The sequence below is a fragment of the Actinocorallia aurantiaca genome (assembly GCF_039533685.1).
GTDB classification, from domain to species: domain Bacteria; phylum Actinomycetota; class Actinomycetes; order Streptosporangiales; family Streptosporangiaceae; genus Actinocorallia; species Actinocorallia aurantiaca.
This window is the reverse complement of sequence record NZ_BAAATZ010000052.1, coordinates 1-539: the sequence shown is the minus strand read 5'-3', so window position 1 is coordinate 539 and position 539 is coordinate 1. Positions and strand designations below refer to the sequence as shown.

Sequence of the window (539 nt, the reverse complement as noted above, 5' to 3'; positions counted from 1 at the left end):
AGCTGGGCCTAGTGATCCGGCACCTACGTGTGGAAGTGGTGTCGCTCAACGGCTAAAAGGTACCCCGGGGATAACAGGCTGATCTTCCCCAAGAGTCCATATCGACGGGATGGTTTGGCACCTCGATGTCGGCTCGTCGCATCCTGGGGCTGGAGTAGGTCCCAAGGGTTGGGCTGTTCGCCCATTAAAGCGGCACGCGAGCTGGGTTTAGAACGTCGCGAGACAGTTCGGTCCCTATCCGCTGCGCGCGTAGGAGTCTTGCGAGGATCTGTCCCTAGTACGAGAGGACCGGGACGGACGAACCTCTGGTGTGCCAGTTGTCCTGCCAAGGGCACGGCTGGTTGGCTACGTTCGGAAAGGATAACCGCTGAAAGCATCTAAGCGGGAAACCTGCCTCCAGATGAGGACTCCCTCCACCTTACGGTGGGTAAGGCCCCCAACAGACTATTGGGTTGATAGGCCGGAGATGGAAGCACGGCAACGTGTGGAGTCGACCGGTACTAATAGGCCGAGCGACTTGACTACACACACCATCTTTC

The 539-nt window shown here is 58.4% G+C and carries 1 rRNA gene; it reads left to right on the top strand.

Annotated elements, in window-relative coordinates:
• Positions 1-525, top strand: a 23S ribosomal RNA gene (locus tag ABD327_RS37245); the annotation flags it as partial.
• Positions 526-539 lie beyond the last annotated feature (14 nt).